The organism is Pseudomonas sp. AC112, from assembly GCF_979253545.1.
On record NZ_CEEDCM010000001.1, the window covers coordinates 2,422,337 to 2,446,636 of the forward strand.

Below are 24,300 nucleotides of genomic sequence, written 5' to 3' on the forward strand. Positions count from 1 at the left end.
GACTCAGGCGGCGGTGGGCCGTGCTGGGCAAGTCAAACTTAAAAGAGAACACACCTATGCTTTTTTCCCGTAAGGCGGTTTCCAAGCGTCACTTGCTGCTGATCGCAGCCGGTTTCAGCACCGTGTTGACCGGTTGCGCTACGTCGCCGGCCTCCAAGGTCGCGTCGAGCACCAAGGTCGAGTACTACCCGAACTGCTACGAGCCGGTGCAGCACCTGCGCGCGACTGACTCGGACATGACCAAGTCGGTCGTCACTGGTGCAGCCATCGGCGCGGCCGGTGGTGCACTGCTGGGCGCCCTGACCGGCGACTCCGACAAGCGCGGCCGTAACGCCGCCATCGGTGCAGCGGGCGGCGCCCTGGCCGGCGGCGCGGCGGGGTACTACACCGAGCGCCAGAAGCAGATCAGCGATGACAACCAGCGCATTGCGTCCTACTCCACCGACTTCAACAAAAGCGCATCCGACATCGACCGCAGCACCGCGTACGCCAAAGCGTCGCAACAGTGCTACCAGAGCGCGTTCACCAAGCTGGTGGCCGACCGCAAGGCCAAGACCGTCAACGACACCGAAGGCCGCAAGCGCCTGGCAGAAATCGTTGCTGGCCTCAAAGAGTCCAATGACCTGATCGTTGCGGTCAACGGCAAGGCCAGCGAAGACCTGAACAACTACACCCAGGCCTACGAGAAAGACCTGCAGCAAGTGGGCGTGCAGCGTAACGACGTGGTGACCGTGGCGACCGCCGACACCGCACCTGTGGCCGCTCCGGCCAAGGGCAAGAAGCCGGTCAAGGTTGCGAAAAAGCCGGCTCTGCCAGTCGTGCCGAAAGAAGCTGTCACCACCGAGAAGAGCATCCAGACCGTGCAGGCCAAGCAAGCTGAAAGCAAGCAGGTCGCCAGCGCCGGCAAGGCCCAGCTCGAAGGCAGCTGCCGCGATCCGAACCTGGCCGACTGGGCACCGGTACCTTGCCCTAACGTTTAAGTAACATGCTGCTATAAGCGTCAAACGCCAGCCGATCTTCCGCAAATGCGCTAGATCGGTGGCGTTCTTTTAGCAAATCGTTAAACTGCTGCGGCCACTCAATAATTACACCGAGGCCGTGTGCATGAAATTTCGTCTTCTCCTGTGGGTGCTGGGCCTGATGATGGGCAAAGCCAGCCGCACCAATCCCGCCTTCCAGCAGCAACTGGGTGACAAGGACCTGGCCTTCCAGCTGCAGACCCTCGACGGCAAGGTTGCCCGTCACTTCATCGTCAAAGACCAGCGCATCACTAGCCGCTCGGGCGTCCACCCATCACCGGCGTTTGCCATCGCGTTCAAGGATGCCGCCTACGGCTTCGCCACGATGCAGGCGAAGAACAAGCAACTGGCGTTCATGACGGGGATACAAGACAAGTCGATCCAGATCAAGGGCAACCCGGCGCTGGTGATCTGGTTCCAGGGGTTGACCAAGTATTTGAAGCCGAAGAAAAAGAAGGGTTGAAAAGGGTTGAACCCATCGCCGGTAAGCCGGCTCCTACACAAACTCTGTAGGAGCCGGCTTGCCGGCGATGGCGATGTAACAGGTGGTGAGTTAGCCCTGGCTGAACTGGGACGCCAACTCGCGCAACAGCACTTCAGCATCCAACACCTTGCCAACCACTTCCTCGGCCTTGTCACGGCTCAAGCCCAGACGCTCAAGCAGCGCATCCGGAATCGCCTCATCCGGCCCGGAGCCAATCCCCCGGCTGCGCAACAAGCGCACGGCCAGGCACACCAAGTTCGGGTACTCAGCGTATTGCCCATCGTAGGTCGGGTCGTGCTGGAAGCGCAGTGCGGTGGACAGTTCGTCCGGCATGTCCCAGTAGCGCATCAGCCACGCGCCAATCTGTTCGCGGCTAATGCCCAGCAGGTGCTGCTCGACATAGCTGTGGCACAGGTGCGGGTTGACCTCCAGGTGACGGCAGATCAGCGAGAAGTGCGGCGGGAACACATGGGCCAGCAGCAGGTAACCGAAGTTGTGCAGCAGGCCTGCCAGGTAGGTCAGGCCGGCTTCCGGGCGCTGGGCGCGGGGCATGGCGCGGGTCAGGCCTTCGATCACGGCAGCGGTGTAGATGGACTGGTGCCAATACGGTGTGGACTGGTGTGGATGGTCCTTGGGCAGGCTCAGGGTCTTGCCCAGGGCCAAGCCCAGCGCCAGGTTAATCACCAAGTCAAAGCCCAGCACCCGCACGATGGCGTCTTCCACTGAACGAATCTTGCCCGGCGAGGCATAGTACGGCGATGCGGCCCAGCTCACGACTTGGGCGGCCAGGGCCGGGTCGGTCTCGACCACGCCAGTGATGTCATCAATGGTGGCGTTCGGGTCGACACGCAGCTTGATGATCTTCTGCGCCGTGTCGGCCAGCGGTGGAATCTCGATGGTCGCTTCCAGGCGTTGCTGGATGCGGCGGGCGGTGAACGCCTGCATCGCCTGGGTGATTTCCTCGCGGTCATCGTTGGGGCGGTCGAGGTTGGGGCGAATGTTGCTAAGCGGCTCGCCAAAGTGGCCGGCGCTGGCCTTGGTCAGCATCGTCTTGAACGTGTCGGTCGGTATTTCCAGTAGCAGCCCGGCTTCGCCCGAATGCACCAGCAGGCTCGGCTCGTTGAGCAGGCTGCCTTCGTACAGGCACGGCGAACTGGTGAGCGGCGGCAGGCCTGGCAACAGGCTCAGTTCGTGCTTGCCCAGCATGCGTTCGACGCGATCCGGCGACACCGCCGTGAGGCGGCGACCGGTGAGTTCGGCGAGGCGGTTGAGGTCGAGCAATTGGTTCTGCGGGAACAGCACCATCAGTGCGCCCACCGCGTCTTCCAGCAACACGGCCTGGACCTTTCGCGCAGGATTCAGGCCCGGTAGGTCGGTGACTTCCGTGTAGGGGATGGCGAGTTTTGCGAGCAGAGCCCGAATGACCGGCGGGGCGGTCAGTGGGGCTGTGGCGAGGGCAACTTCTGACATGGCCTGATCCAATTTCTTACAGTCCACGAAGTATAACCAGCTTGATACAAGTGTTGGTCGACTAAGTGAGTCAGGCGTCACACTTGGCCGTATTGCTGCCCATGGCGTAGCCAGCGGTCCAGCAATGGGCTGACATGATCCGGCCAACGTTCGAGCAACGCTTGCGCCGCATCGCGCACGGCTGGCAGCAGATCGGCGTCGCGCATCAGGTCGGCGACCTTGAATTGCAGCAGGCCGGTCTGGCGGGTGCCGAGCATTTCGCCGGGGCCGCGCAGTTCGAGGTCTTTTTCGGCGATGACAAAACCGTCGTTGGTTTCGCGCATGATGCCCAGGCGCTGGCGACCGATCTGCGACAGCGGCGGGTGGTAGAGCAGCACGCAATGGCTGGCGGCGCTGCCTCGGCCAACACGCCCGCGCAACTGGTGCAACTGCGCCAGGCCGAGGCGCTCGGGGTTTTCAATGATCATCAGGCTGGCATTGGGCACGTCTACACCGACCTCGATCACGGTAGTGGCCACCAGCAGTTGCAGGTTGCCGGCCTTGAATTCGGCCATCACCGCAGCTTTTTCAGCGGGCTTCATGCGCCCGTGGATCAGCCCGACCTTGAGTTCACCGAGGGCGCTGGTGAGGTCTTCAAATGTCGTCTCGGCGGCCTGGCAGGTGAGCTCTTCGGACTCTTCGATCAACGTGCACACCCAATACGCCTGGCGGCCTTCAGCGCAGGCGCCACGGACCCGCTCGATCACTTCGACTCGCCGGGTGTCGGTGACCAGTACGGTGTTGACCGGGGTACGACCGGGCGGCAGTTCGTCGAGGATCGAGGTGTCGAGGTCGGCGTAGGCGCTCATGGCCAGGGTGCGCGGGATCGGCGTGGCGGTCATGATCAACTGGTGCGGGTTCATGCGTCCGCCCACGCCTTTCTGGCGCAGGGCCAGGCGCTGTTGCACGCCGAAACGGTGCTGCTCGTCGATGATCACCAGGGCCAGGTTCTTGAACCGCACTTCGTCCTGGAACAGCGCGTGGGTGCCGACCACCATGGGCGTACCACCGGCAATCTGCTCCAATGCCGCTGCGCGTACCTTGCCCTTGAGCTTGCCGGCCAGCCACGCCACTTCCAGGCCCAGCGGTTCGAGCCAACGCTTGAAGGTGATGAAGTGCTGCTCGGCGAGGATTTCGGTGGGCGCCATCAGCGCCACCTGGTAACCGGCTTCGAGGGCTTGCAAGGCGGCGAGGGCGGCGACCACGGTCTTGCCCGCGCCTACGTCGCCCTGGATCAGCCGCAGCATGGGCTCCTGCTGGCTGAGGTCGTAGGCGATTTCATTGCCGACGCGTTGCTGGGCGCCGGTCGGCGCAAAGCCCAGGTTGGCCAGGTACTGGGCAGGCAAGCGCGTGGCCTTGGGCATCGCTGGCGCGCGCAGCGAGCGCATGCTTTCGCGCAGGCGTTGCTGGGACAGTTGGTGGGTCAGCAGCTCTTCAAAGGCCAGGCGGTGCTGGGCCCAGTGATGACCGAGGGCCAGTTCATCGACATCGGCATCGGCAGGCGGGTGATGCAGGTAGCGAATCGCATCGTCCAGCGGCGCCAGTTGATAGTCGCGGGCGAGTTCCACAGGTAGCCAATCGGGCAGGCTCTTTGGGCCGAGCATCGTCAGGGTCTGCATGCACAGTTGGCGCAGGCGTTGCTGGGTCAGGCCTTCGGTGAGCGGGTAGATCGGGGTGAGCGTGGTGTCGACCGGCGGCGGTTCATCCCCGGTGATGGCGCGATATTCCGGGTGATAGATCTCCAGGCCTGAGGCACCGGGCCGGGCTTCGCCGTAGCAGCGCACGCGAGTGCCGCGTTTTAGGCCTTCTTTCTGTGCGTTGCTGAAATGGTAGAAGCGCAGGCTCAGGCCACCGGTGCCGTCTTGCAGGCGCACCACCAGGCTGCGGCGCTTGCCCATGACCACGTCGGCACCGCTGACGGTGCCTTCGACCACCGCATCCTGGCCTGGACGCAACTGGCCGATGGGCACCACGCGGGTGCGGTCCTGATAGCGCAGGGGCAGGTGGAACAACACGTCCTGGAGGTTCTCCAGGCCCACCTTGGCCAGCTTCTCGGCCATGGCTTCACCGACACCCTTGAGTGCCGTCACCGACACCTGCGACAGCTCAGTCATACCCTTGCTTAGCTCGCAGCAGGCGGCTTGGCCACCGAACACAGGCGGATCGAGTCGGCGAGGATCTCAATGGCCTTGGGCCGTGGGAAGCTGGCGCGCCAGGCGATCGCCACGGTGCGGAACGGCACCGGCGGCGTGAGAGGGCGAACTTCGATCACGCCGGGGGCGTAGTGATGGCTGTCCACCGCCGACAGCGGCAGGATCGAAATGCCCAGGCCGGAAGCGACCATGTGGCGAATGGTTTCCAGGGAGCTGGATTCCACGGTGGTGTGCTTGGCGCCGTCGTTGCCCTTGGTCAGGGTCGGGCAGGCTTCGAGCACCTGGTCGCGGAAGCAGTGACCTTCGCCGAGCAGCAGCAGGCTCTTATCGTTGAGCAGGCCGGCGTCGATGGTGTCTTTTTGCGTCCACGGGTGGGAGGCCGGCATCAGTACGTAGAACGGCTCGTCGTAGAGCGGCAGGGTCAGTACGTCGGCTTCATTGAACGGCAGGGCAATGATGATCGCGTCCAGCTCGCCGTTGCGCAGCTTGTCGCGTAGCACGTGAGTGAAGTTCTCTTCGATATACAGCGGCATCTGCGGCGCGACGCGGTGCAGTTGCGGGATCAGGTGCGGGAACAGGTACGGGCCGACCGTGTAGATGGCGCCGACTTTAAGCGGTGCGGTCAGTTGGTTTTTACCGGCCTGGGCCAGCTCGCGAATGCTCTGCGCCTGCTCCAACACCTTCTGGGCCTGGGCCACAATGCCTTCGCCCACAGGCGTCAGGCGCACGGCGCTCTTGCTGCGCTCGAAAATCAGCACACCGAGTTCGTCTTCAAGCTTTTTCACGCCCACCGACAGCGTCGGCTGGCTGACGTGGCAACGCTCGGCTGCGTGGCCGAAGTGCTGCTCTTGGGCGAGGGTAACGATGTAGCGTAATTCTGTAAGAGTCATAGCGGGCGTCCATGAGGTTGCGGGCCAAGCATACCGGCTGCAATCGATAGACGCACGTTATCAGAACTTTGGTGGGGATTGAGCGGGGAGTTACGCAGATTTTGCTAAAGGTGGTGAGGGTTGCCCCTCACCACCTTCATTTTTCAGCGACGACGCTTCTCGATGTTGTACACGAACGGCGCAACGATCTCGATGCTGCCACCTTTGAGCATGTCTGCCGGTGGTTTGGGCAGCGGCTGGGCGCGACGGATCATGTCCAGCGTGGCGCGGTCCAGGTCGGCGTTGCCGGAGCGGCCCACCAACTCGTAGGACAGCACGTTACCTTCCGCATCCACCACGAACTTCAGGCGGTTCAGGCCTTCCTTGCCACGGGCCTGGGCACCTGGCGGATACTTCTTGTACTTCTGCAAGTGGGCCAGCAAGGTGCCTTCCCAGGACGCCTTGGCAGCGATTTGCTGCGGAGAAGGGCCTGGTACAGGTTGGGCCGATTTCTCTGCCGGTGCCTGGGTCGGCGGAGCGTCGCTCGGCGGATCCTCGGAGGGTTTCTCCTTGGGCGGCTCGATCTTCTTCTCTACCGGCTTGGGCGGCTGTGGTTTGGGCTTGGGCTTGACCGGCTTGGGCACCTGGATCGTCGGCTTGGGTGCCTCGGCCAGTTTCGGCAGAGGTAGCTCTTCCACCGGTGCGGGCGGTTGCGGCGGCGTTACCACCTTGGGCGGCGCCGGCGGCGGCGGGGCTGGCATCGGTGCCAGGTCGATGACCATGGCAGCCGGCGGCAACTGCACCGTGCGCGGCGCGGACCAATGAAGCGCGATAGCGATCGCGACGGCATGCACGCCCAGTACGACGGCGAGGCTGGTGCCATAACGCGTCAGTTTGTGGCGCGTCGTGATCATTTCTTGGCTGCCGTCTCAAGTCCGACCAGGCCGACCTTGAGGTAGCCGGCTGCCCGCAGGGCATCCATCACGCTCATCAGGTCGCCGTAGTCCACGCCTTTGTCGGCCTGGAAGAAGATCGTCGTGTCTTTCTTGCCTTGGGTCTTGGCGTCGAGCACCGGGCCCAGGGTTTCAGTTTTGACTTCTTCTTCGCCCAGGAACAGGCGTTGGTCCGCCTTGACGCTGAGGAAGATCGGTTTCTCTGGTCGCGGTGCCGGCTTGGCGCTGGACGCGGGTAGGTCGACCTTGATGTCCACGGTCGCCAACGGTGCCGCCACCATGAAGATGATCAGCAGCACCAGCATCACGTCGATAAACGGTGTGACGTTGATTTCGTGGTTCTCGACGAGTTCGTCGTCGCCTTGATTCAAATGCAGGCCCATGGCCGATTACCCCACTTTCACCATGTGCGGTTGCGAGCTGCGCTCGGTAGGCAGGTGATCGAGGTCTCGGCTGACCAGCAGCAGGACTTCCGCCGACGCGTCCGATACCTGAGCCTTGTAGCCGGCAATCGAACGGGCGAAGACGTTGTAGATCACTACCGCAGGAATCGCGGCAACCAGGCCCAGGGCGGTCGCCAGCAGGGCTTCGGCGATGCCTGGGGCAACGACGGCAAGGTTAGTGGTCTGGGTTTTGGCGATGCCGATGAAGCTGTTCATGATGCCCCACACGGTACCGAACAGGCCGACGAAGGGCGCGGTGGAACCAATGGTCGCCAGCACGCCGGTGCCGCTGCTCATGTTACGGCCGCAGGCCGCTACCAGGCGCTCCAGGCGGAAGGCCACACGTTCCTTGATGCCTTCTTTTTCGCGGGTGTTGGCCGACAGGCGCATTTCTTCCAGCGCGTCGTGCACCAGGGTGTTGGCCAGGGTGCCTTTCTTGGTCGCGCTTTCGCTGGCTTCCTTGAGGGTGGTGGCCTTTTTCAGGTGGACGATTTCAGTGCGCAGACGACGTTTGGCGCCCAGCAGCTCGAAGCCTTTGGCGATCCAGATGGTCCAGGTGATGATCGAGGCGATGGCCAGGCCGATCATGACCGCTTTCACCACCACGTCAGCGTTCTGGTACATGCCCCACGGCGACAGGTCGTGGGCCATGCCCAGGGTGTTGTCTTCTTCGAGCACCACGCCGGTGTCGTCGGCGGCGGCAGGGTCGGCAGCCTGGGCCGGGTCGGTGGCAGCGGGCGCTGCGCCAGGTGTTGCCGGTGCCGCGGCATTGTGCTCGGCGGCAGCCGGGGTGGCTGGCGCGGTGGCGTCAGCGAAGGCAGCGGTCGGTGCCAGCAGTACGCTGAACAGCAGCGCAGCAATCGCACGCCAGGCGCGGGATGGGCTGTGAAGCTTGGTTGGCGAAGCGGGGGTTGTATTACGTGTCATGCTGGCCGGACCTGAGTAAAAAAAATGAGTGATCGTCCTTCCAGACCCTGAGGTCGAGGACAAATGGGCGGTTATTATTGCAAGTAATTCTTGTTAACTAAAGTAATACAGTTACTTTATTTGCCCTTTTTCTGGCCGGCGGTCATCTGCGAAGGCTAACCTAGACCTTTCAGTACGGAGTTTTGTGATGTCAGCGCCTTCTGTTGTGATTGCCGGTTGCGGCGACGTGGGTAGTCGGCTGGCCAGCCAGTTGCTGGCCTCGGAATGGGAGGTCCATGGCCTGCGCCGCGATATTTCGCGGCTCCCCGAGGGGGTGATCGGCATCGCCGGCGACCTGTTCAAGAAGGATTGCCCTGACACCTGGCCGATCGGCGGGGTGGATTACCTGGTGTACTGCGCGGCTGCGACGGACCACGACGAAGCCGGCTATCGTGCCGCCTACGTACAAGGGCTCAAGCATGTGCTGGAGTGGCTGGGCGACTACGGCCAGACGCCCAAGCACTTGCTGTTTGTATCCAGCAGCAGCGTCTACGGGCAGCAGAATGGCGAGTGGGTCGATGAAACGTCGGAGACTCAAGCAAAGGGGTATTCCGGGCAAGTCATGCTGGAGGCTGAGCAAGTGGCGCTCAACAGCGGCATCCCGGCCAGCATTGTTCGCCTGACCGGTATTTACGGCCCCGGCCGCGAATGGCTGCTGACCCAGGTGCGCCAAGGCTATCGCGTGACAATCGACCCACCTTTATATGGCAACCGCATTCATGCAGATGACGCAGCGGGTTTGCTGGCGTTTTTGTTGCATCATGTGGAAAAAGGCGGCTCGCTGGAGAAGGTCTACATCGGCGTCGACGATGCGCCTGCGCCGCTGGCCGAGGTGGTGGATTGGTTGCGTGAGTATCTGGGTGTGACCGAATGGGCTGATGACGCGAGTGTGCGGCGTGCTGGCAGCAAGCAATGCAGCAATGCGCGTATCAAGGCGTTGGGTTGGGTGCCGACTTACCCGACTTATCGGGAAGGCTATGCGGCGATCCTCGAAGGCCAGCGTTAAATGAAAAAGGAGCCCAAGGGCTAATGCCGATCAGTTAAGCCATCTCGCTTGACCTTTGGCCGCAAGAAATCAAAATCCGATGCCTGTACTGGCATCGGATTTTTTTATGCGTCTCGCTCGGGCACTGGAACTGACCCACAACTTCGCTTCCACTCCAAACTCAATCGAGGGATTGGATTCCTTGCTCGATCCTTCTTTGGTCGAGCAGGCGCTTGAACAGGCCGGTGTGGCGACGCTGCGCAAGCGACGCTTGCCGCTGGAAATGATGCTCTGGTGCGTGATTTCCATGGCGTTCTTCCGGCGCATGTCAGCGTGGGATGTGGTCAGTCGCATGAACATCATGCTGCCGGGTCAACGCCCGTTAGTGGCCCCCAGCGCTGTAGTCCAGGCACGTCAGAGACTCGGTAGCGAAGCCGTACGACAGGTCTTCGACCTGACTCAGAAAAGTTGGCATGAAGCAGCTAACCATCCGACTTGGGCCGGTTTGCGCTTGTTGGGCGTCGACGGTGTCGTCTGGCGAACGCCTGACACCCCCGAAAATCGAGCGCGCTACGATTCGGCCAGCAACCAGCACGGCGACACCGGTTTCCCCCAGGTACGCATGGTCTGTCAGATGGAATTGACGAGTCACATGTTGATCGGCAGTGCATTTGATGGCTATCGCAGCAACGAAATGAAACTGGCCGAACAACTGATCGAGACCACGCCCGATCACTCGTTGACCCTCTTCGATCGCGGCTTCTACGCCTTGGGATTGCTGCACCAATGGCAGCAAGCAGGCACCGAGCGCCATTGGCTGATGCCACTGCGCAAAGGTGCGCAGTACGAAGTTGTTCAGCGTTTGGGCCGTCAGGATGCAGTGGTCTCGTTAAGCACTTCGCCGCAGGCCCGCAAGCAATGGCCGGGACTGCCCGAGCGCCTGATTGCGCGACTGCTGAGCAAAACCGTCAAGGGCAAGGTGTGTCAGATCCTGACGTCAATGATCGACCCGCTGCGCTTCCCGTCTGATGAAATCGTCGACCTGTACAGCCAGCGATGGGAGATCGAATTGGGCTTTCGGGAGATGAAACAGACGCTGCTCAACAGCAGCTATACCTTGCGTAGCAGGACGCCCGAGATGATCGAGCAGGAACTATGGGGCGTGTTGCTGGGCTACAACCTGTTGCGCTATCAGATGGTAGAAATGAGCCGTCACTGCCCGGGTATTTACCCATGTGAAATGAGCTTTACCGCCTGTACCTGGGCAATTTTAGGGTTTATCAACAGCGTCTCGGCCGACCGCTCCGGGAACATCCCCAAATACCTGGCCGAGCTTCATGCTTCAGCGCCGCACTATGTCCTGCCTCATCGGCGAGAGGAGCGTATTTATCCCCGAGCCATCCGGCTCAAATCACCGAAGTATCCAATCAGAAATAAAAATGCCAGTCAGCTTAACTGACTGGCATTAGCCCAAGGGCTCCTTTTTTATCATTGTTTTTCCAGCAGCCACTGGCGAGGCCCTGGCGTAAACGAGGGCACTTCATCCGCCTGCGCGGTATTTATCGCCTGGAAGATCTCCAGCTGTTTGCCTTTGCGCACAAAGATCCACGGGCTGCCCTGGCCGTTCAACTGCAGCCAGATGCTGTCGTAGCCACCGCTCATGGACGCGCAATCGCCCGCCAGGCACAGCGAGTACTGATCGACATTGGGCAGGCCGGCGACCTTGCCGTTAGCCTGGAATTGCACGATGGCGCCGCTGCCGAAGCCGTCGAGGATCTTCCAGTCACCCCCCATATAAGCGGCGTACAGCGCGCGCTCGAAGTTTGCGCCCAGTGGCGCGCCTTCCGGTGCGGGCTCTTTGGGGCGGGCGAACAGTTGTTCAGGCTCGTTGTCGTTGGCCACTTGCAGCAGCTGTTTGCCTTTGCGCTTGAGTTCGGTGGCGGAGCTGCCGTAGAAGTCCACACTCCAGGCGCCGGACTTTTCACCCAGCAACTTGCCTTCCGCTACTTCAAAACCGTTGTAGTAGCGGGCCTGCGAGGCCTTGGTATTGACCTCCCATTCGAGGTTCGGGCCAAAGCTCTGCAGGGCTTCACGCAAAGGGCCGCCTTTGGCCGCCGCATCGATGGCGACCTGGTTGATCCAGGTGCCGCTCACATCCCGGTCGGCAGGGTTGCTGGCGCAGCCGCCGAGCAACAGGGCGAGCATTGATGAGGCTACAAGCGCTTTGCGCATCATGAAATCCTTCTGAAACGAAGTCGGCGCAGCCTGTGGGGGCTGCGCCGGGTGTTTTACTCGATGACCAGAATCGCATCCATCTCAACCTGTGCACCCTTTGGCAGGGCGGCAACGCCGATGGCGGCGCGGGCTGGGTAAGGCTGTTCGAAGTACTTGCCCATGATCTCGTTGACCTTGGCGAAGTGGCTCAGGTCGGTGAGGAAGATGTTCAGCTTGACGATGTCTTTGAACGAACCGCCGGCAGCCTCGGCCACCGACTTGAGGTTTTCGAAGACCTGTACGGTCTGTGCTTCGAAGCCTTCAACCAGTTCCATGGTCTTTGGGTCCAGTGGAATCTGGCCGGACATGTAGACGGTGTTGCCTGCCTTGATCGCCTGGGAGTAAGTGCCGATGGCGGCCGGGGCTTTATCGCTGGTGATAACAGTCTTGGTCATGAATGACTCCTTGTAATGTGGCTTAGGCGCGCATGCGAGTGATGCGGATCACACCCGTCAAGGCGCGCAGTTTCTTGATCACGCGGGCCAGGTGCACGCGGTCGTGAACGCTGACCACCAACTGGACCACGCTGATGCGACCGTCGCGCTCGTCCATGCTGATTTTCTCGATATTGCCGTCGGCCGCGTTGACGCTGCTGGCGAGCAGGGCGATGAGGCCGCGCTGGTGTTCCAGCTCCACCCGCAGCTCGACGTTGAATTCGCCGGTGACATCCTTGGCCCATGAGAGCTGGATGCATTTTTCCGGGTTGTGGCGGATTTCGGTGATATTGCGGCAGTTGTCCAAGTGCACGACCATGCCTTTGCCCGCCGACAAGTGGCCGACAATCGGGTCGCCCGGGATTGGCGTGCAGCACTTGGCGTAGCTGAGCACCAGGCCCTCGGTGCCGCGAATCGCCAGCGGGCCTTCCGGGCTGGGCAACTGTTCGCCTTCGCCGAGCAGGCGGCGAGCGACCACATAGGCCATGCGGTTGCCCAGGCCGATATCTTCCAGCAGGTCTTCGATGGTTTCCTGGCGGTACTCATGGAGCATCGCTTGCACGCGCTCTGTAGGAATCTTGTCGAGGGCACTGTCGAAACCGTTGAGTACCTTGTTCAGCAGGCGTTCGCCCAGGCTGATGGACTCGGAGCGGCGTTGCAGTTTCAAGGCGTGACGGATGTGCGTGCGCGCCTTGCCGGTGACCACAAAGTTGAGCCATGCCGGATTCGGGCGTGCGCCCGGTGCGCTGACGATCTCGACCGTGGAACCACTTTGCAGCGGCTCGGACAGCGGTGCGAGACGACGATTGATCCGACAGGCGATGCAGCTGTTGCCCACATCGGTGTGCACGGCGTAGGCAAAGTCGACCGCCGTGGAGCCTTTGGGCAGCTCCATGATCCGGCCTTTGGGCGTGAACACGTAGACCTCGTCCGGGAACAGGTCGATCTTCACGCTTTCGATAAATTCTAGGGAGTTGCCGGCACGTTGCTGCATTTCCAGCACGCCCTTGACCCATTGGCGGGCGCGGGCATGGGTGCCTTTTGGCTGCTCGTCGCCGCTGGATTTGTACAGCCAATGGGCGGCGATGCCGTTGTTGGCCATCTCTTCCATTTCGCGGGTGCGGATCTGGATCTCGATCGGCACCCCGTGCATACCAAACAGCGTGGTATGCAGCGACTGGTAGCCATTGGCCTTGGGAATCGCGATGTAATCCTTGAAGCGGCCTGGCAGGGGTTTGTACAAATTATGTACAGCGCCCAGCACGCGGTAGCAGGTGTCGACCTTGTCGACGATGATCCGGAACGCATACACGTCCATGATCTCGTTGAAGGCCCGACGCTTGCCGCGCATCTTCTTGTAGATGCCGTAGATGTGCTTCTGCCGGCCGCTGACCTCGCCTTCGATCTCGTCGATCGCCAGGCAATGGCTCAGGGACTCTTCGATCTTGTTGACGATTTCCTTGCGGTTGCCCCGGGCGCGCTTGACCGCCTGGTAGATGCGCGCCGAACGCATCGGATGCATGGCTTTGAAGCCGAGGTCTTCGAATTCGATACGAATGGCGTGCATGCCCAGCCGGTTGGCGATGGGTGCGTAGATTTCCAGGGTTTCCTTGGCGATGCGTCGGCGTTTTTCGCCGGACAGCACTTCCAGCGTGCGCATGTTGTGCAGCCGGTCGGCCAGCTTGACCAGGATCACGCGAATGTCGCGTGCCATGGCCATGGCCATCTTCTGGAAGTTTTCCGCCTGGGCTTCGGCCTTGGTCTCGAAGTTCATCTGGGTCAGTTTGCTGACCCCGTCGACCAGTTCGGCCACGGTTTCGCCAAACTGCGCGCTGAGCGCTTCCTTGGCGATGCCGGTGTCTTCGATCACGTCATGCAGCATCGCGGCCATCAGGCTCTGATGGTCCATGTGCATGTCGGCCAGGATATTTGCCACCGCAAGAGGATGGGTGACATACGCCTCGCCGCTACGGCGGCGTTGGCCGTCGTGGGCTTGTTCGGCGTAGAAATACGCTCGGCGGACCAGGTTGACCTGGTCTGGGCCGAGGTAGGCCGATAAGCGATCGGCGAGGGCGTCTATGCTCGGCAAAGTGTGAACTCCTGCCGTTGGCTGTGACCCCGCGCCGTGCTACGTCGACCAGGCATAGGCTTAGACGGCCTCGTTGGACTCGTCCTCGAACGCTGCAAACAGCGGTTCGTCTTCAACGATTTCAGCGTTGGCGATGAACTCGTAGCTCATCAGGCCTTCAGCGATTTCACGCAGGGCTACAACGGTAGGCTTGTCGTTTTCCCACTGGACCAGGGGCTCTTTGCCGCCAGTGGCCAGTTGACGGGCACGCTTGGTAGAGAGCATGACCAGCTCAAAGCGGTTATCCACGTGTTCTAGGCAGTCTTCAACGGTTACGCGGGCCATGGTATTCCTCGGAGCGAATGCAAGATGCGCGCTGCCCGGTTGGGCGAGCGGACTGAACAGTTTAAAAAATCACCAGCGTTTAGGGAAGCGCTGATTTCTCGCAGGCCCTCGCAAAACCGCTACAAGTGCCAATGTAAAGCCCTTGCAGCGGTTTTGGGAAGAGCCAATCAGCCGAGCAGTTCGGCGAGTAATTTGCCGAAACGCTGTTGCTGACGCTTTTGCTGGAGCTGGTTGGTGCGGAAAATCGCCTTCAAATCGTCCAGCGCATGGGCAAAATCGTCATTGATGATCAGGTAGTCGTAGTCGACGTAGTGGCTCATTTCGCTGACGGCTTCACGCATGCGGCCTTCGATGATCTCGTCACTGTCCTGGCCACGGTTGGTCAGGCGCTGGTGCAAGGCTTCCAGTGAAGGCGGCAGGATGAAGACCGAACGCGCCTGGGGCATCAGCTTGCGGACTTGCTCGGCGCCCTGCCAGTCGATTTCCAGGATGAGGTCGTGGCCTTCGTCCAGGGTTTGCTGCAAGTGGCTCTGCGACGTGCCGTAGAGGTTGCCGAACACTTCGGCGCGCTCCAGGAAGTCGCCGTGTTCGATCATCTTGACGAACTCGGTGCGCTCGACGAAGTGGTAGTGCACGCCGTTCACCTCGCCCGGGCGCATGGCGCGGGTGGTGTGGGAGACCGAGATGCGGATCTGCTCGTCAGCGTCGGTCAAAGCCTTGACCAGGCTGCTCTTGCCCGCGCCCGAAGGGGCGGAAATGATGTAAAGGGTACCGGTGCTGTGGGTCATGGAGGTTGCCTTACTCAATATTCTGTACTTGTTCGCGCATCTGCTCGATCAACACTTTGAGGTTGACCGCCGCCGTGGTGCTGCGCGGGTCGAACGCCTTGGAGCCCAGTGTATTGGCTTCGCGGTTGAGTTCCTGCATCAGGAAGTCCAGGCGCCGACCGGCGGCACCGCCGGACTTGAGCACGCGGCGCACTTCGAGGATGTGGGTGCTCAGGCGATCCAGTTCTTCGGCGACGTCGCTCTTTTGCGCCAGCAGGACCATTTCCTGCTCCAGGCGCACCGGGTCGAGGTCGGCCTTCATGTCGGTGAAACGGTCGAGCACCTTCTGGCGCTGGGTAGCGAGCATCTGCGGGACCAGCTCGCGCAGGGTCACTACGTCTTCTTCGATCGAGGTCAGGCGCTCGTTGATCAGGCGAGCCAGCTCGGCGCCTTCGCGCTCGCGGCCGGCCTTGAGCTCCTTGAGGCCTTGGTTGAACAGGGCCAAGGCTTCGGCGTTGAGGGCTTGCGGGTCGGTGGCGTCGGCCACCAGCACGCCGGGCCAGGCCAACACTTCCAGGGGGTTGAGCGCGGCCGGCTGCTTGATCAGGCCGGCGATGGTTTCGGCGGCGGCCACCAGCTGTGCGGCGCGGTCGCGGTCAACCTGCAGCGGCTTGCCGGTGGTTTCTTCGGTAAAACGCAGGGTGCATTCCAGCTTGCCGCGGGAAATGCCTTGGCGCAACGCTTCACGCACGGCGCCTTCGAGGTCGCGGAACGACTCCGGCAGGCGCAGGTGCGGCTCCAGGTAACGGCTGTTGACCGAGCGCAGTTCCCAGCTCAGGGTGCCTTGTACGCCGGCTTTTTCGACGCGGGCGAAGGCGGTCATGCTGTGCACCATGGAGGTACCTCGCGTTGCAGTCCCGCAAACACGGGCTGATGGTTAAGAAGGCGCAGGATTGTAGCGCAGTGGAACGAGCGCGCCCAAACCCGAGCATTCGTAACTGGATTTTTTAGCAGTGCCCCGAACCGGCTCGCGGCTCTATAATGCTCGGCAGTTTTTCGTCCTCAGTACAGGTGTCTCCCTATGAAACGTCCAAGTGGTCGCGCTGCCGATCAGCTCCGCTCGATCCGCATCACCCGCAACTACACCAAACACGCCGAGGGTTCTGTACTGGTCGAGTTTGGCGATACCAAGGTCATCTGCACCGTCAGCGTCGAAAACGGCGTGCCGCGCTTCCTCAAGGGCCAGGGCCAGGGTTGGTTGACCGCCGAGTACGGCATGCTGCCGCGCGCTACCGGCGAACGTAACCAGCGTGAAGCCAGTCGTGGCAAGCAAGGCGGCCGCACCCTTGAAATCCAGCGTCTTATCGGCCGCTCCCTGCGCGCAGCCCTGGACATGTCCAAGCTCGGCGACGTGACCCTGTATGTCGACTGCGACGTGATCCAGGCCGACGGCGGTACCCGTACCGCATCTATTACCGGCGCCATGGTGGCGCTGGTTGACGCGCTGAAAGTGATCAAGAAACGTGGCGGCCTGAAAGCAGGCGACCCGCTCAAGCAAATGATCGCCGCTGTGTCGGTAGGCATGTACCAGGGCGAGCCAGTGCTGGACCTGGACTACCTGGAAGACTCGGCCGCCGAGACCGACCTGAACGTGGTCATGACCAGCACCGGTGGTTTCATCGAAGTGCAGGGCACCGCCGAAGGCGCGCCCTTCCAGCCGGCCGACCTGAACGCCATGCTGGCCCTGGCGCAGAAAGGCATGACCGAAATCTTCGAGCTGCAGAACGCCGCCCTGGCTGACTGAGCCCGTTTCAAGGAGAAACGCCATGAATGACAACAGCCAAATGCCGGTGCCTACGCCTTCCTACGAAGTGCGCCAGGGGGCAATGTTGTGCCATCTCGCGGCGTTTCTGGGCTTCGTGTTTCCCTTCGGTAGCGTCGTGGGGCCGCTGATCCTGTGGCAGATGAAGAAAGAAGTGGACCCGTTCATTGATGATCAGGGCAAGGAAGCGCTGAATTTCCAGATCACCGTGGCCATCGCCTGGATAGCTTGCATCGTGCTGGCTTTTGCAGTGATTGGCTTTTTCCTGATGGTTGCCCTGGCCATCGCCACGGTGGTGCTGACCATTATTGGCAGCATCAAGGCCAACAAGGGGATTGTTTATCGCTACCCCTTGACCTGGCGCCTGATCAAATAATGAGCGCCCACAAAAAAACCGACAGCGATGTCGGTTTTTTTGTGCCTGGAAAAAGACTTTAGATGGTCAGTGTCCAGTCGTAGTCCACGATCAGTGGCGCGTGCTGCGAGAAGCGTGGCTGGCGCGGCAGGCGTGCGCTACGAACGAACCGGCGCAGGCCAGGGGTCAGCAACTGATAGTCGAAACGCCAGCCCAAGTTGAGCATCTCAGCCTGTTCGTTATCTGGCCACCAGCTGTACTGGTCGCCTTCGCGGCTGACTTCGCGCAGTGCATCCACATAGCCCATGTTGCCGACAATCTCGTCCATCCAGGCGCGTTCTGGCGCCAGGAAGCCCGGGGATTGCTGGCTGTCGCGCCAGTTCTTGATATCCAGCTTCTGTTGCGCCACGTACAGCGAGCCACAATAGATGTACTCGCGACGTTTGCGCCGCTGTTTATCCAGGTAACGGGCGAAATCGTCCATTAGCTTGAACTTCTGGTTCAAGTCTTCATCGCCGTTCTGCCCCGAAGGGAGCAGCAAGGTCGCGATGCTGACCTTGTCGAAATCGGCTTGCAGGTAGCGCCCGTAGCGGTCGGCTGTCTCGAAGCCGAGGCCGCTGATGACCGCCTTGGGTTGCAACCGCGAATACAAAGCCACGCCACCTTGGGTGGGCACTTCGGCATCGCAGGCATAAAGGAAGTAGCCATCCAGTTGGAAGGCTGGGTCGTCCAGTTCAAAGGCGGAGGCGCGGGTATCCTGCAGGCAGATGACGTCGGCATTCTGGGCTTGCAGCCAACTGAGCAAACCACGCTCGACTGCAGCCTGAATACCATTAACGTTCACACTGATGATCCGCATAAATGGCCCCAAAAATCGCGTGCGTGTATGATACACGCCGTCTACCTAATTAGCTAAATCCGTGGTATCTGAGGCTTTTTTCATGCAGGCGTATCAACGCGATTTCATTCGTTTTGCCATCGATCGCGGCGTTTTGCGCTTCGGTGAGTTCACTCTGAAGTCCGGGCGCACCAGCCCGTACTTCTTCAATGCGGGCTTGTTCAACACAGGTTCGGCCCTGGCTCAGCTGGGTCGTTTCTATGCCGCAGCCATCGTTGAAAGCGGTATTTCCTTCGACGTCCTGTTTGGCCCGGCCTACAAGGGCATCCCCCTGGCCGCGGCCACAGCTGTGGCCCTGGCTGAACATCACGGGCAGGATTTGCCATGGTGCTTCAACCGTAAAGAGGCCAAGGCGCATGGTGAAGGCGGCAGCCTGGTCGGGGCTCCGCTCAAGGGCGATGTGCTGATCATCGACGACGTGATCACTGCTGGCACCGCCATCCGTGAAGTGATGCAGATCATCGCTTCCCAGGACGGCGCCAAGGCTGCCGGCGTGCTGATCGCGTTGAACCGCCAGGAGCGCGGCAACGGTGAGTTGTCGGCGATCCAGGAAGTGGAACGCGATTTCGGCATTCCCGTGGTCAGCATCGTGTCGCTGAACCAAGTGCTGCAGTTCCTGGAAGATGACCCGCAGCTCAAGCAACACCTGCCGGCGGTGCGTGCATACCGCGAGCAGTTTGGCGTCTGACCCACCGCCTTCGCGGGCAAGCCCGCTCCCACAGGGGAGCTGCGTGCATAAAAAAGGCCCCGCTCAATCATATTGAGCGGGGCCTTTTTGTTTTCAGCGTTTAGGGGCGCTTGCGGTTACTGATCAACGTGCCCATGCCGGTATCCGTGAAGATCTCCAGCAGTACCGCATTCGGTACCCGGCCATCGATGATCAGCGAGCTGCCCACACCGCCTTGCACCGCTTCCAGCGCGCAACGGATTTTCGGCAGCATGCCGCCGTAGATGGTGCCATCGGCGATCAGTTCGTCGACCTGTTGGGTCGTCAGGCCGGTTAACACCTTGCCTTCCTTGTCCATCAAGCCGGCGATGTTGGTCAGCAGCATCAGCTTTTCAGCCTTCAATGCTTCGGCCACCTTGCCGGCTACCAGGTCGGCGTTGATGTTGTAGGACTCGCCATTGGCGCCCACGCCGATCGGCGCGATCACCGGAATGAAATCGCCCTTGACCAGCAGGTTCAGCAGGTCGGTGTTGACGCCAACCACTTCGCCCACTTGGCCGATGTCGATGATTTCCGGCTGGGTCATCTCCGGCGTCTGGCGGGTCACGGTCAGTTTTTTCGCGCGGATCAGCTCCGCATCCTTGCCGGTCAGGCCGATGGCGCTGCCGCCATGGCGGTTGATCAGGTTGACGATGTCCTTGTTGACCTGGCCGCCGAGCACCATTTCCACCACGTCCATGGTCTGCGCGTCAGTGACGCGCATGCCATCGATGAAGTGACTCTCGATCGACAAGCGCTTGAGCAGGTCGCCGATTTGCGGGCCGCCACCGTGGACCACCACCGGGTTGATCCCGACGGCCTTCATCAACACGATGTCGCGGGCAAAGCCGGTTTTCAGCTCGTCGCTTTCCATGGCATTGCCGCCGTACTTGATCACCAGCGTCTTGCCGACGTAGCGTCGGATGTAAGGCAACGCTTCGGAAAGGACCTTGGCAGTGTTGGCAGCGGCTTCGCGTTCGAGGGTCATTCAGGGCTCCGGTAAAAAATCAGAACGGTAATTGGAGATCAGGGGCAACACGTTTCAACTGGGCGTGGAACACGTCCTTGATGCGCTGCAACTCAGCCTCGGTATCCGCCTCGAAACGCAGGACCAGCACCGGTGTGGTGTTGGACGCGCGAACCAGGCCCCAGCCTTTGGCGTAATCGACTCGCACACCATCAATGGTGGTCAGGTTGGCGCCTTCACCCCATTGCGCATCGTGCAGTGCGTCAATGATGCTGAATTTGCTCTCCTCGGTCACATGGATATTGATCTCTGGCGTAGAAATATCGTTCGGGAAGGTCTGGAACAGCTCTTCGGCGGTGGATTTTTCCTTGCTGAGGATCTCCAGCAGGCGCGCAGCGCTGTAAATACCGTCGTCAAAACCGAACCAGCGCTCCTTGAAGAACACGTGGCCGCTCATTTCGCCAGCCAACAGCGCGCCGGTTTCCTTCATTTTCTTTTTGATCAACGAGTGACCGGTCTTCCACATTAGCGGGCGACCGCCATATTCCTTGATCAGCGGGGTGAGGCGGCGGGTGCACTTCACGTCGAAGATAATCTCGGCATTGGCATTGCGCGCCACCACGTCACGGGCAAACAGCATCAGCAGGCGATCCGGGAATACGATCTCGCCGGTCTCGGTCACTACACCCACGCGGTCGCCGTCGCCGTCGAAGGCCAGGCCCACATCAGCCCCGGTTTCCTTGACCTTGGCGATCAGATCCACCAGGTTCTCAGGCTTGCCCGGGTCCGGGTGGTGGTTGGGGAAGTTGCCGTCGACCTCGCAGAACAACGGAATCACTTCGCAGTTCAAGGCTTCGAGCAACTGCGGGGCGATCACGCCGGCCGCGCCGTTGCCGCAGTCCACCACTACTTTGAGGCGGCGCGCGAGTTTGACGTCACGGGTGATTTCGTCAGAGTAGCGCTGCAGGATGTCGACTTTGGTGATGGTGCCCTTACCGCTGGTCAGGTCGTTATTTTTCAGGCGGTCGTGCAGGGCCTGGATCTGTTCGTTGGCCAGGGTGTCGCCAGCGATGACGATCTTGAAACCGTTGTAGTCCGACGGGTTATGGCTGCCGGTAAGCATCACCCCGGACTTGCCGGCCAGTACGTTGGCGGCGTAGTACAGCGCAGGCGTAGGTACCAGGCCGACGTCGCTGACATGGCAGCCGCTGTCGGCCAGGCCCTGGATCAACTGCTCCACCAGCTCCGGGCCGGACAGGCGACCGTCACGGCCGACCGAAACGTTGGGCTCATCCTGGGCCAGGCTCTGGGAGCCGATGGCGCGGCCAATCCAGTAGGCGGTTTCGGCAGTCAGGGTCTTGGGCACCACGCCACGAATGTCATAGGCGCGAAAGATACTGTCGGGGAATGTCGGGGCTACTCGGGCTGCGGTACTCATCGCGGGGGGAAACTCCATCTGAAGGGGGCAAGGCTGGCCTTAATGTGGCTGACCGGCAGGCTCAAACTGAAGGGTATGACGGCGTTTTCGGCAGAGAGTTCGTGGTGCAAAAGTGCCATCGGAGCGCTGGCTCCGCCTTGTTTTCGGCGTAATGCGTTGATTTCTATGGGGAAATCTCGCTGATAAAGTCCGCGCATTCTTCGTCCTGAAAGGCCTTGCGGTGGCGTCGGGCCGGGCAAGGGTGCCCGGCCAGATTCAGCTTAGTCAGTGACTGCCGGAATGCCCAAAACCACCTGCGCCGCGTTGGGTTTCATCGAATTCCTCGACCAGTTCGAAGTGCGCCTGCACCACCGGCACCAGTACCAACTGGGCAATGCGCTCGCCGACGGCGATGTTGAACGCGGTCTGGCCACGGTTCCAGCACGACACCATCAACTCGCCCTGGTAGTCCGAGTCGATCAGCCCCACCAGGTTGCCCAGCACGATGCCATGTTTGTGGCCCAGGCCGGAGCGCGGCAGGATCAGCGCCGCCAAGCCAGGGTCGCCGACGTAGATCGACAGGCCGGTCGGAATCAGAATGGTCTGGCCCGGCTCAAGGACAGTGTCTTGCTTGAGCATGGCGCGCAGGTCGAGGCCGGCGGAGCCTGGGGTGGCGTAGGCCGGCAGTGGGAATTCGTTGCCGATGCGTGGGTCGAGGATCTTGGCTTGCAAAGCGTGCATGGAAATTAAACCTGGTTCAGCCGTTGGGCGATAAAAGAGATCAGTTGGCGGGCAATCTTGCCTTTGCTGGTCTGGGCGAAAACGGTGGCGTGCAACTCGCGGTCGATCACGCTGATGGCGTTTTCCTCGCTGTTGAAGCCGATGCTCGGGTTGGCGACATCATTGGCAACGATCAGGTCGAGGTTTTTGTCTTTCAATTTGCGTGCTGCGTAGTCCAGCAGGTGCTCGGTCTCGGCGGCAAAGCCAACACTGAACGGTCGGTCCGCACGGCTGGCGATGGTCGCCAGGATGTCCGGGTTGCGCACCATTTGCAGGAGCAGCCCGTCACCGCTTGTAGGGTCTTTCTTGAGTTTTTGCGGGGCGACGACTTCCGGGCGATAGTCCGCCACCGCCGCCGAGGCGATAAACAGGTCGCACGGGATGGCTGCCTCACAGGCCGCCAGCATGTCGCGGGCGCTGACTACGTCGATTCGCGTGACCCGATCAGGGGTCGGCAAATGCACCGGGCCGGTAATCAAGGTGACACGTGCGCCTGCCTCGACCGCCGCTTCGGCCAAGGCAAAGCCCATTTTCCCTGAGCTATGGTTGGTGATGTAGCGCACCGGGTCGATATTTTCCTGAGTCGGGCCCGCCGTGATCAGCACGTGCTTGCCGGTCAGGGCCAGGTGCTGGAAACACTCGGCGGCACACAGCGCCAGGTCGGTGGCTTCGAGCATGCGGCCCATGCCGACGTCGCCACAGGCCTGGCTGCCGGAGGCCGGGCCGAACACCTTGAGGCCACGGCTTTGCAGGAGTTGGGTGTTGGCTTGGGTGGCCGGGTCGCGCCACATGGCCTGGTTCATGGCCGGGGCGATGGCAACGGTAGCGTCGGTGGCCAGTACCAGGGTGGTCAACAGGTCATCGGCGATGCCTTGGGCCAGGCGAGCGATCAGGTCGGCAGTGGCCGGCGCGATCAGCACCAGATCGGCCCATTTGGCCAGTTCGATGTGACCCATGGCGGCTTCGGCCGCAGGGTCCAGCAGATCCAGGTGAACCGGGTGGCCGGACAGCGCTTGCATGGTCAGCGGGGTGATGAACTCACTGCCACCGCGCGTCATGACCACGCGCACTTCGGCGCCTTGGTCCAGGAGCCTGCGGACCAGCTCTGCGCTCTTGTAGGCGGCAATGCCGCCGCCAACGCCGAGAACGATGCGTTTCCGATACAGACGCTGCATTGGTTTGCCTTTCCAGTTCAGTGATGCCAGTTCAGTGACGCCTGCGATGCCCCCTCCCCAGGGGAAATCGCCTGCAAAAAAGAGGGCCTACGATAACACAGCGTCCGCTTGGCAACAGCGGCGCACATGGCGCATAGCGCGCATAGGGACAGGGAGGTGGGATGAGTATTCGCGATTGGCCAGCAGCAGAGCGGCCGCGAGAGAAGCTTTTGGAGTGGGGCGCTGCGAGCCTGTCGGATGCCGAGTTGTTGGCGATCTTCCTGCGTACCGGGGTTTCCGGAAGGAGCGCGGTGGACCTTGCGCGCCATCTGTTGGCGCAGTTCGGCGGCTTACGCCCACTGCTGGAGGCCAGCCAGACATTGTTCAATCAACAATTGGGCCTGGGGCCGGCGAAGTTTGCCCAGTTGCAGGCGGTGCTGGAAATGGCCAAGCGGCACATGGCCGAGCGCCTGCGAAGCGACTCGGTACTGGAAAGCCCCGTGGCCGTGCGGGACTACCTGAAGGCCATGCTTCGCCATGAGCCTCATGAGATCTTCGGCTGCCTGTTTCTTGATTCAAGGCACAGGGTCCTGGGCTTCGAGGCGTTGTCCCAAGGCACCATCGACACGGCGATGGTGTATCCCCGGCAGGTGGTCAAGCGCGCTTTGGCCTACAACGCGGCGGCGTTGATCCTGTGCCATAACCATCCTTCCGGCAGCCTTGAGCCGAGCGCAGCTGATCGAAAACTGACCAAATTGTTGCAGAAAGCCCTGGAAGTCGTGGATGTGCGGGTACTGGATCACATCATCGTGGGGGATGGCGATCCGTTGTCGATGGCGGAGTATGGGTGGATGTAGGAGCAACTGGCTTGCCGGCGATTGGGGCCGCAAGGCCGCGATGGATTCGCTGGCGCCATCGCTGGCAAGCCAGCT

Annotated in this window: 24 protein-coding genes and 1 pseudogene; 8 read left to right on the forward strand and 17 right to left on the reverse strand. The window is 61.3% G+C overall.

The window, feature by feature from the left end; translation table 11 throughout:
- The first annotated feature begins 56 nt into the window (after positions 1–56).
- Positions 57–980: a type VI secretion system-associated lipoprotein TagQ gene (gene tagQ / locus AC0IYN_RS11115; RefSeq protein WP_406599565.1), complete on the forward strand. Its 924-nt coding sequence runs from the start codon at positions 57–59 to the stop codon at positions 978–980.
- Between the two features lie 124 nt (positions 981–1,104).
- On the forward strand, positions 1,105–1,482 hold the full coding sequence (locus AC0IYN_RS11120) for a hypothetical protein (RefSeq protein WP_028618482.1): 378 nt from the start codon (positions 1,105–1,107) through the stop codon (positions 1,480–1,482).
- 90 nt (positions 1,483–1,572) lie between these two features.
- Here AC0IYN_RS11120 and AC0IYN_RS11125 read toward each other — a convergent pair whose 3' ends face one another.
- The 6 genes from AC0IYN_RS11125 to exbB all read right to left on the reverse strand — a co-directional run bounded on the left by AC0IYN_RS11125 (position 1,573) and on the right by exbB (position 8,357).
- Positions 1,573–2,973: an aminoacyl-tRNA deacylase and HDOD domain-containing protein gene (locus tag AC0IYN_RS11125; protein WP_122729884.1), complete on the reverse strand. Its 1,401-nt coding sequence runs from the start codon at positions 2,971–2,973 to the stop codon at positions 1,573–1,575.
- A 77-nt stretch (positions 2,974–3,050) separates the two neighbouring features.
- On the reverse strand, positions 3,051–5,126 hold the full coding sequence (gene recG / locus AC0IYN_RS11130) for an ATP-dependent DNA helicase RecG (protein WP_471841425.1): 2,076 nt from the start codon (positions 5,124–5,126) through the stop codon (positions 3,051–3,053).
- A gap of 8 nt (positions 5,127–5,134) precedes the next feature.
- Positions 5,135–6,055: a hydrogen peroxide-inducible genes activator gene (locus AC0IYN_RS11135; RefSeq protein ID WP_015886540.1), complete on the reverse strand. Its 921-nt coding sequence runs from the start codon at positions 6,053–6,055 to the stop codon at positions 5,135–5,137.
- 143 nt (positions 6,056–6,198) lie between these two features.
- Positions 6,199–6,948 (reverse strand): TonB family protein, encoded by a 750-nt coding sequence (locus AC0IYN_RS11140; RefSeq protein ID WP_016975935.1) that lies wholly within the window; start codon positions 6,946–6,948, stop codon positions 6,199–6,201.
- Positions 6,945–7,370, reverse strand: coding sequence for a TonB system transport protein ExbD (gene exbD, locus AC0IYN_RS11145; protein WP_017526806.1), 426 nt, complete (start codon positions 7,368–7,370; stop codon positions 6,945–6,947). Before exbD ends, AC0IYN_RS11140 begins: the two co-directional genes overlap by 4 nt.
- A 6-nt stretch (positions 7,371–7,376) precedes the next feature.
- Positions 7,377–8,357, reverse strand: a complete 981-nt coding sequence (exbB, locus tag AC0IYN_RS11150; protein ID WP_406599562.1) for a tonB-system energizer ExbB — start codon at positions 8,355–8,357, stop codon at positions 7,377–7,379.
- Between the two features lie 187 nt (positions 8,358–8,544).
- On the opposite strand from exbB, the gene AC0IYN_RS11155 reads away from it, so the two are divergent.
- A complete protein-coding gene (locus AC0IYN_RS11155) occupies positions 8,545–9,402 on the forward strand; it encodes an SDR family oxidoreductase (protein ID WP_457248244.1) in 858 nt (285 codons plus the stop codon).
- A 106-nt stretch (positions 9,403–9,508) separates the two neighbouring features.
- A complete protein-coding gene (locus AC0IYN_RS11160; protein ID WP_471841429.1) occupies positions 9,509–10,840 on the forward strand; it encodes an IS4 family transposase in 1,332 nt (443 codons plus the stop codon).
- A 29-nt stretch (positions 10,841–10,869) separates the two neighbouring features.
- Here the strand turns inward: AC0IYN_RS11160 and AC0IYN_RS11165 are convergent, their stop codons facing one another.
- The 6 genes from AC0IYN_RS11165 to AC0IYN_RS11190 all read right to left on the reverse strand — a co-directional run bounded on the left by AC0IYN_RS11165 (position 10,870) and on the right by AC0IYN_RS11190 (position 16,164).
- Positions 10,870–11,613 (reverse strand): hypothetical protein, encoded by a 744-nt coding sequence (locus AC0IYN_RS11165; protein WP_471841430.1) that lies wholly within the window; start codon positions 11,611–11,613, stop codon positions 10,870–10,872.
- A 56-nt stretch (positions 11,614–11,669) separates the two neighbouring features.
- Positions 11,670–12,050 (reverse strand): RidA family protein, encoded by a 381-nt coding sequence (locus AC0IYN_RS11170; protein WP_003176922.1) that lies wholly within the window; start codon positions 12,048–12,050, stop codon positions 11,670–11,672.
- 22 nt (positions 12,051–12,072) lie between these two features.
- Positions 12,073–14,178, reverse strand: a complete 2,106-nt coding sequence (gene spoT / locus AC0IYN_RS11175) for a bifunctional GTP diphosphokinase/guanosine-3',5'-bis pyrophosphate 3'-pyrophosphohydrolase (RefSeq protein WP_016975931.1) — start codon at positions 14,176–14,178, stop codon at positions 12,073–12,075.
- Between the two features lie 60 nt (positions 14,179–14,238).
- Positions 14,239–14,502, reverse strand: a complete 264-nt coding sequence (rpoZ, locus tag AC0IYN_RS11180; protein WP_003176920.1) for a DNA-directed RNA polymerase subunit omega — start codon at positions 14,500–14,502, stop codon at positions 14,239–14,241.
- A 167-nt stretch (positions 14,503–14,669) separates the two neighbouring features.
- Positions 14,670–15,290 carry a guanylate kinase gene (gmk, locus tag AC0IYN_RS11185; protein WP_471841433.1) on the reverse strand — a complete coding sequence of 207 codons (621 nt, stop codon included), beginning with the start codon at positions 15,288–15,290 and terminating at the stop codon, positions 14,670–14,672.
- 10 nt (positions 15,291–15,300) lie between these two features.
- On the reverse strand, positions 15,301–16,164 hold the full coding sequence (locus tag AC0IYN_RS11190) for a YicC/YloC family endoribonuclease (RefSeq protein ID WP_078050738.1): 864 nt from the start codon (positions 16,162–16,164) through the stop codon (positions 15,301–15,303).
- Between the two features lie 186 nt (positions 16,165–16,350).
- Between AC0IYN_RS11190 and rph the strand changes: the two genes are divergently transcribed.
- Entirely contained in the window at positions 16,351–17,073 is a 723-nt protein-coding gene (gene rph, locus AC0IYN_RS11195; RefSeq protein WP_010207511.1) for a ribonuclease PH, read from the forward strand.
- A 22-nt stretch (positions 17,074–17,095) separates the two neighbouring features.
- Positions 17,096–17,467, forward strand: a complete 372-nt coding sequence (locus AC0IYN_RS11200) for a DUF4870 domain-containing protein (protein WP_025856354.1) — start codon at positions 17,096–17,098, stop codon at positions 17,465–17,467.
- 58 nt (positions 17,468–17,525) lie between these two features.
- On the opposite strand, the gene AC0IYN_RS11205 is transcribed toward AC0IYN_RS11200, so the two are convergent.
- Entirely contained in the window at positions 17,526–18,305 is a 780-nt protein-coding gene (locus AC0IYN_RS11205; RefSeq protein ID WP_003195493.1) for an exodeoxyribonuclease III, read from the reverse strand.
- A gap of 82 nt (positions 18,306–18,387) precedes the next feature.
- Here AC0IYN_RS11205 and pyrE point away from each other — a divergent pair, with 82 nt between their 5' ends.
- A complete protein-coding gene (pyrE, locus tag AC0IYN_RS11210) occupies positions 18,388–19,032 on the forward strand; it encodes an orotate phosphoribosyltransferase (RefSeq protein ID WP_406598710.1) in 645 nt (214 codons plus the stop codon).
- A gap of 100 nt (positions 19,033–19,132) precedes the next feature.
- On the opposite strand, the gene argB is transcribed toward pyrE, so the two are convergent.
- The 4 genes and pseudogenes from argB to coaBC form a co-directional block, all read right to left on the reverse strand.
- Positions 19,133–20,038: an acetylglutamate kinase gene (gene argB / locus AC0IYN_RS11215; RefSeq protein WP_016975925.1), complete on the reverse strand. Its 906-nt coding sequence runs from the start codon at positions 20,036–20,038 to the stop codon at positions 19,133–19,135.
- 19 nt (positions 20,039–20,057) lie between these two features.
- Positions 20,058–21,479, reverse strand: a pseudogene (locus AC0IYN_RS11220) (phosphomannomutase/phosphoglucomutase); the annotation flags it as partial.
- Between the two features lie 240 nt (positions 21,480–21,719).
- The gene (gene dut / locus AC0IYN_RS11225) at positions 21,720–22,175 is read right to left on the reverse strand and encodes a dUTP diphosphatase (protein WP_003213270.1); all 456 of its coding nucleotides are present in this window, start codon (positions 22,173–22,175) and stop codon (positions 21,720–21,722) included.
- Positions 22,176–22,180: 5 nt separating this feature from the next.
- On the reverse strand, positions 22,181–23,389 hold the full coding sequence (gene coaBC, locus AC0IYN_RS11230) for a bifunctional phosphopantothenoylcysteine decarboxylase/phosphopantothenate--cysteine ligase CoaBC (RefSeq protein WP_457238825.1): 1,209 nt from the start codon (positions 23,387–23,389) through the stop codon (positions 22,181–22,183).
- Between the two features lie 161 nt (positions 23,390–23,550).
- Here coaBC and radC point away from each other — a divergent pair, with 161 nt between their 5' ends.
- Positions 23,551–24,225, forward strand: a complete 675-nt coding sequence (radC, locus tag AC0IYN_RS11235; protein WP_078050733.1) for a RadC family protein — start codon at positions 23,551–23,553, stop codon at positions 24,223–24,225.
- The last annotated feature ends 75 nt before the right edge of the window (positions 24,226–24,300 follow it).